This window comes from uncultured Veillonella sp. (assembly GCF_915069625.1).
Classification (GTDB): Bacteria; Bacillota; Negativicutes; order Veillonellales; family Veillonellaceae; genus Veillonella.
The window spans coordinates 1-7,101 of sequence record NZ_CAJZFD010000104.1 but is presented as its reverse complement, the minus strand read 5'-3'; the positions used below and the strand labels follow the sequence as shown (position 1 = coordinate 7,101).

At 37.3% G+C, this 7,101-nt stretch carries 8 protein-coding genes and 1 pseudogene; all 9 read left to right on the top strand.

Features of this window, described 5'->3' with window-relative positions:
• Positions 1-263: pseudogene (gene pyrH, locus QZ548_RS06490) on the top strand (UMP kinase); the annotation flags it as partial.
• Between the two features lie 5 nt (positions 264-268).
• Positions 269-829, top strand: coding sequence for a ribosome recycling factor (gene frr, locus QZ548_RS06485; RefSeq protein WP_005386731.1), 561 nt, complete (start codon positions 269-271; stop codon positions 827-829).
• Positions 829-1,080, top strand: a complete 252-nt coding sequence (locus QZ548_RS06480; RefSeq protein WP_295869166.1) for a hypothetical protein — start codon at positions 829-831, stop codon at positions 1,078-1,080. Before frr ends, QZ548_RS06480 begins: the two co-directional genes overlap by 1 nt.
• Complete coding sequence (locus QZ548_RS06475) at positions 1,061-1,825, top strand: isoprenyl transferase (RefSeq protein ID WP_005386729.1); 765 nt, start codon at positions 1,061-1,063, stop codon at positions 1,823-1,825. The genes QZ548_RS06480 and QZ548_RS06475 overlap by 20 nt, the downstream gene beginning before the upstream one ends.
• Before the next feature lie 3 nt (positions 1,826-1,828).
• Positions 1,829-2,653 (top strand): phosphatidate cytidylyltransferase, encoded by an 825-nt coding sequence (locus tag QZ548_RS06470; protein ID WP_119206410.1) that lies wholly within the window; start codon positions 1,829-1,831, stop codon positions 2,651-2,653.
• A gap of 18 nt (positions 2,654-2,671) precedes the next feature.
• Positions 2,672-3,817 carry a 1-deoxy-D-xylulose-5-phosphate reductoisomerase gene (locus QZ548_RS06465; RefSeq protein ID WP_295869164.1) on the top strand — a complete coding sequence of 382 codons (1,146 nt, stop codon included), beginning with the start codon at positions 2,672-2,674 and terminating at the stop codon, positions 3,815-3,817.
• 8 nt (positions 3,818-3,825) lie between these two features.
• Positions 3,826-4,842 carry an RIP metalloprotease RseP gene (gene rseP, locus QZ548_RS06460; protein ID WP_295804762.1) on the top strand — a complete coding sequence of 339 codons (1,017 nt, stop codon included), beginning with the start codon at positions 3,826-3,828 and terminating at the stop codon, positions 4,840-4,842.
• Between the two features lie 18 nt (positions 4,843-4,860).
• Complete coding sequence (gene ispG / locus QZ548_RS06455; RefSeq protein ID WP_119206407.1) at positions 4,861-5,946, top strand: flavodoxin-dependent (E)-4-hydroxy-3-methylbut-2-enyl-diphosphate synthase; 1,086 nt, start codon at positions 4,861-4,863, stop codon at positions 5,944-5,946.
• Positions 5,940-7,101 (top strand): proline--tRNA ligase (proS, locus tag QZ548_RS06450; protein ID WP_295869162.1); only part of this gene is annotated, 1,162 nt, incomplete at its 3' end. The genes ispG and proS, both read left to right, overlap by 7 nt.

Below are 7,101 nucleotides of genomic sequence, written 5' to 3'. Positions count from 1 at the left end.
TAGCAGATGCAATTTTGATGGCGAAGAAGTTTGCTGACGGTGTATATGATTCTGATCCTAAAACGAATCCTAATGCCGTTAAATTTGATGAATTAACATATAATGATATCATCACAAAAGAATTAAAGGTTATGGATGCAACATCCACAACTTTATGTAAAGATAATAATATCCCTATTATTGTATTTAGCATGGACATTCCTGGTAATATTACAAAAGCCGCTAAAGGTGAAGAGATTGGTACCATAGTTCGAGGAGAATAATTCAAATGGAAATTAAAGAATTGTTGCAACAAGCAGAAGAACGCATGAATAAGTCTATTGAGGCTTTAAAACATGAATTTGCATCTATTCGTACAGGCCGTGCTAGTGTAGCATTGCTTGACAAAGTAATGGTTGACTATTATGGTAGCCCATCTCCAATTAACCAAGTTGCAAATATCTCCGTGCCTGAGCCGCGTATGATTGTTATTGCACCTTGGGATAAAACTATGATTGGTGCTATTGAAAAAGCAATCTTACAATCTGATCTTGGTTTAAATCCAGGTAATGATGGTGCTCAAATCCGATTGACTATTCCTCAATTGACTGAGGAACGTCGTAAAGAAATCGTTAAAGTTGTTCATAAAAAAGCTGAAGATGCTAAAGTTGCAGTACGAAATATTCGTCGTGATGTAAATGATGCATTGAAAAAAGAAGAGAAAGCTAAAACAATTACTGAAGATGATGCTAAAGACGGTTTAGATCAAATTCAAAAACTTACAGATGCTAAAATTAAGCAGATTGATGAGTTAAAAGCAGTAAAAGAAAAGGACGTATTAGAAGTATAATGTTAGATTCTAATAGCCTTATTGGAATGCCATGGCAGCTTGCAAAGTCTCGTTTGCAGGCTGCCCATATTCCTTTTAAGGTAATGATTGGGGGATCCTTTAATCGCTTTTTTGATATTGCTGATAAAGGATTTTATGTAGCACGTATTACCAAGGTTGATGAGTGTTTACATATACTAGTGTATAGACCAATGATTGCCAGCGACTTCGGAAGTTCTATCGAGGTAGACTATGCTAAAGAAATTATTTAACCGTAAACCATCTGATACGCCTGTTATTGATAGTAATGTGATACCAAAACATGTTGCTATTATTATGGATGGCAATGGTCGTTGGGCAAAACGAAGAGGCATGCCACGATCAATGGGACACCGCGCAGGAGCCGACGTATTAAAGCAGATTGTTATTGCTGCAGATGAGATTGGAATTAGAGCTCTTACGGTATATGGCTTCTCCACAGAGAACTGGAAGCGTCCTGAACAGGAAGTTTCTTTACTTATGGCTCTCATAAAAGAATACTTAAATAATAATGTTAAGTATATGCATGAACATAATGTGCGTATTCGCTTTATTGGATATATCGGTGCTCTTTCAGATGAGCTTCAAAAGATTATTCACGATGCCGAATTATTAACTCAGAATAATACAGGCCTTACCTTACAGTTAGCAATAAACTATGGGGGGCGTGATGAAATAGTAAGAACTATCCGCGATATTACAAATTCTGTTGTGGATGGAACTATTACTACAGACGAGATTACAGAAGACTATGTTAGTTCCCAACTTTTCACTAAAGAGTTTAGTGATGTAGACTTGTTAATTCGTCCAAGTAGTGATTTTAGAATTAGTAACTTTTTATTGTGGCAGCTAGCTTACGCTGAATTCTGGTTTACTGATTTACATTGGCCAGATTTCACTAAGGAAACATTATTAGAGGCTGTTGCAGCATATCAAAAACGAGAACGCCGGTTTGGTGGCTTACGTGATGAGGAATAAAAAATGTTAAAAACACGTGTTATAACCGCTGTTATAGGTTTTATTATTGCCTTAGGGGCCATTACATTAGGCGGACCTGTATACGATATTCTTATTACATTATTAGCTCTATTGGGTTGGCGTGAGTTTGTTTTACTAGGTAAAGCTAAACATGTGCGTATGTCCATTTTATGGGGCTATATTAGTATTTTATTATTGATGATTGCCTTTGCATGTCATCAGTATATTCTAGCAATAGCTATATTAGTATTGAGTTTATCAGCCAATTATATGTTATGTACATTTGGTGAAAATAAATACTCTTTAGCTAGTGTTTCATTTAGTGTATTTGGCTTATTATATGTTGGTATTGGCATGATTTCTTTGCTCATGATTCGTCATGACTCTATATACATGTCTCTATCAATGCCATTTGAATTATATAATTGGGGAACAATTACTCTTTGGCTAGTATTATTTACAACATGGGCTAGTGATACTTTTGCTTATTTTGCTGGTCGTGCCTTTGGTAAACGTAAAATTGTTCCATCTATTAGTCCTAATAAAACACTAGAAGGTTTTATTGGTGGCTTTATCGGCTGTATTATTACAGGCGCAGTATTTTCGTATATCGTAGGCATTCCATGGTGGATGGGCATTCATGTTGGTATGATTAGCGGTATACTTGCACCATTAGGTGATTTATTTGAATCAAAGATTAAACGATTATGTAATGTGAAAGATTCTGGTACTTTACTACCAGGTCATGGTGGTGTATTGGATCGTTTTGATAGCTTATTATTTGCGGCTCCTATTACATTGATATATATATTACTCTTTTCGTACTAATCTAATAGAGGTAAGCTTATGAAATACCTAAGTATTATTGGCAGTACTGGCTCAATCGGTACACAGACACTAGATGTAGTGTCTCAACATCCAGATCAATTCAAGGTGGTTGCCTTAGTGGCACATCATAATATTGACCTCTTAGAACAACAAATTAAAGAATATCAGCCATTAGTAGCCGGACTAGTTGATGAAAATGCTTTTAAAGAGCTACAAGGCCGCTATACAGGTCCTACAAAACTTGTAGGTGGCAAGGAAGCGCTCATTGCGGCAGCAACAATTCAAGAAGCTACTATGGTTGTAACTGCTATTGTAGGTGCTGCTGGTATTGAACCTACTGTGAAGGCCATCAAAAAAGGTAAGACCATTGGTCTTGCTAATAAAGAAACATTAGTAGCCGGTGGCCCATTGATTACATCCTTAGCGAAAGAGTATGGCGTACAAATTTTACCTATTGATAGTGAACACAGTGCTATTTTCCAATGCTTAGAAGGTCAAGATCGCGATAATGTTGATTCCTTAATCGTTACAGCTTCCGGTGGCCCCTTACGTACTTGGGACTCTGATAAGATTCAAACTGCCACTGCTGCAGATTGCTTGCGACATCCAACTTGGAATATGGGTAATAAGATTACTATCGACTCTGCATCTCTATTTAACAAGGGCTTAGAGGTAATCGAAGCTCATTGGCTATTTGGTTTTGATTTTGATCATATTGATGTTGTGGTACATCCTCAAAGTATCGTTCATTCCATGATACGCATGAAAGATGGGGCTATATTAGCTCAAATGGGTAATCCAGATATGCGCGAGCCTATTCAATATGCTTTGACATATCCAAAACGTGAAGTTTTAAGTATGAATCATCTTGATTTTTCAAAAGCTTTACAATTAGAGTTTTTACCACCACGATATGATGATTTTCCTGCCCTTCGTCTAGCATATGAAGTAGGACGAGCAAGTGGCTTTAAACCAGCCGTATTTAATGCTGCAAACGAAACAGCAGTTTATGCATTTTTAGATGATAAAATCGCCTTTGGTGATATTTACAAAGTCGTTACATCAGTTCTAGAATCTATGGGACCTGAAGATGACTTTACGTTAGACAATTTATTAGCTATCGATAGATGGGCTCGTGAAAAGGCTACATCATTGATGTTATAGGAGAATATATGACAACGGCATTAGCCACAATATTTGTATTTGGTTTAATCGTGTTTATTCATGAGTTAGGCCATTTTATTACAGCAAAAATGTCGGGTATGCAAGTAGATGAATTCGCCATAGGTTTTGGACCTGCGATTTTTAAAGTTCAAAAAGGGGAAACTTTATATTCTATTCGTATCATTCCTCTTGGTGGCTTTAATCGTATTGCTGGCATGAGTCCTGACGAGCCGTTAAATGAACGGTCATTTTATACTAAACCTGCATGGAAGAAATTTATTGTTATTTCTGCAGGGGCTGTATTTAATTTTTTATTGGCCATTGTTTTATTCTTTGGCCTCAATGCAACAGTAGGTAATCTTACCTATACAAATGATCCTGTTATTGGTAATATCATCCCTGGTAGTGCCGCTGAACAAGCTCATTTACAATCAAATGATAGAATTCTTACTATTGATGGTAAAAAGATTTCAACGTGGGATGAAATCCGACCTAGCTTACAAGGTACTGCCAACCATGGTGTTACCGTTGTGGTAGATCGAGACGGAGAAACTGTAGAAACTACAGTGATTCCAAAAATGGAACAAGATAGTCCTAAAATTGGTATTTATCCTAGTTTTACACGAGAAAGTTATAGCATAGGCGAGTCTTTGAGTCTAGCTGTTACTCGTACTGGTCAAACAATTGTTGCTATGTTAAGTGGTTTGTATGATATGATTCGCGGCACACAAGCTGCAGAATTATCCGGCCCAGTAGGTATTTCACAAATGGCTGGCACTATTGCACAATCTGGCTTTGCACCACTTTTGAGCTTTGCTGCATTCTTAAGTATTAACTTAGGGGTTATCAATCTTTTACCATTACCTGTATTAGATGGTGGTCATTTAATTATTATTTTGGCTGAAGCAATTACAGGTCGTAAATTACCTGCTAAGGCACTAATGTATATTCAAATGGTTGGTGTTGCTTTAATGGTAGCATTATTCTTATATGTAACGACTCAGGATATATTCCGATTACTATAAGATAGATGGGAGATTACAATGATTGTACGTAAACCAACAAATGGTATCTATGTAGGTACAGTTAAAATTGGTGATTATGCACCGGTAAGCATTCAATCTATGATTACTACAGATCCGGTTCATACGGAAAAGGCTATAGCTGAAATAAATCGTTTAGCTGAGGCTGGTTGTGAACTAGTACGTGTTGCAGTTCCTACTATGGCTTCTGCTAAAGCTTTAAAAGCAGTTCGTGCTGGTATTGATATTCCTTTAATTGCTGATATTCATTTCGACTATAAATTAGCGTTAGAAGCTATCGAGAATAATGTTGATGGATTGCGTATTAATCCAGGAAACATCGGCGGTGAGGATAAGGTATTGGCAGTTATTGAAAAAGCTAAACCTAAACAAATTCCGATTCGTATTGGCGTTAATGCAGGGTCTTTACCAAAGCATATCCTCGATGCACATGGAGGTCATCCTACAGCTGATGGCATGGTGGAAACTGCATTAGAACATGTCCGAATTCTCGAAAAGCTCGACTACCGTCAAATGAAATTATCTATTAAAGCTACGGAAGTTCCTTTAATGGTAGAAGCCTATCGTAAGTTATCCGATAAGATTCCTTATCCATTGCATTTAGGTGTTACTGAAGCTGGTACGATAAAACAAGGTACTATTAAGTCTGCTATGGGCATTGGTGCTTTATTATTAGACGGTATCGGTGATACTTTACGTGTATCCTTAACAGGTGATCCCATACATGAAATTGAAGTAGGTCGAAGTATTTTGAGTAATTTAGGATTACGAAATTTTGGAGCTACAATGATTTCCTGTCCTACTTGCGGTCGATGCCAAGTGAACTTATTTGATATGGCAGGGATTGTAGAGGAACGTTTAGCATCCATTAAAGCACCTATTAAAGTAGCTGTTATGGGTTGTGTCGTAAATGGGCCTGGTGAGGCTCGTGAGGCTGATTTCGGCATTGCTGGTGGTAATGGACAAGGTATTGTCTTCCGTAAAGGGGAAGTTATCAAGACTGTGCCAGAAGCTGAATTAGTAGATACATTATTTAGAGAAATTGATCAATATTTAGAAAACTTAGATGAGGAGTCTTTATGTTAGCCACTAAATTATATGCACCTACATTGCGTGAAGTTCCATCTGACGCTGATGTAGTTAGCCAACAGCTTATGCTTCGCGCTGGTTTTATGCGCAAAACTGCAAATGGTTTATATAGCTTTTTACCATTAGGTTGGAGAAGTATCAAAAAAATCGAAGCTATTGTACGTGAAGAAATGGATCGTGCTAGTGCTCAAGAAATCATGATGCCTATTTTACAACCTGCTGAAATTTGGAAAGAATCTGGCCGTTGGAATGCATATGGCGCTGAAATGATGCGTATTAATGATCGTCATGATAATGAATTCTGTTTAGGACCAACTCATGAAGAGATGATTACTACACTTGTTAAAAATGAGATCAATTCATATCGTCAATTACCAGTAAATTTATATCAAATTCAAAGTAAATTCCGTGATGAACGTCGTCCGCGTTATGGTTTAATGCGCAGTCGCGAATTCATTATGAAAGATGCATACTCTTTTGATGTGGATGAAGCTGGTTTAGATGAATCTTATAAATCTATGTATGATGCATATACACGTATTTTCGCGCGTTGTGGTCTTACATTCCGTCCGGTAGAAGCTGACAGCGGTGCTATCGGGGGTAGTGGCACACATGAGTTTATGGCAATCGCAGAAGCTGGTGAAGCTGATATTGTGTATTGCACAAAATGTGACTATGCTGCCAATATTGAAATTGGTAAACCTGGTATTATGAAACAGGAAGAAGAAGCACTTCAAGAGTTATCTGTTGTGGACACTCCAAATGCAAGTACTATTGAAGCTGTTGCAGAAATGCTTAATTTACCATTACATAAAACGATTAAAGCTGTAGTATTTTCTATTGATGGTAAAGTTGTGTTAGCTATTGTTCGCGGTGACCATGAAGTAAATGAAGTAGCAGTGCAACATGCTGTACTTGGTTCCGTAGAGCCTGAAATGGCTACACCAGAAGAATTGGAAAAAGTAGGTTTAACAGCTGGCTTTATAAGTCCAGTTGGGTTAAAACAAACAGAAGAGTTTGCCATAGTAGTAGATGAATCTGTTATGGAAACGTACAATGTTTGTGGTGGTGCCAATAAGAAAGATGCACACTATATTAACATCAATCCAAAACGTGACTTTAATGTAGAAGATATTATTGTCGCACCGATTC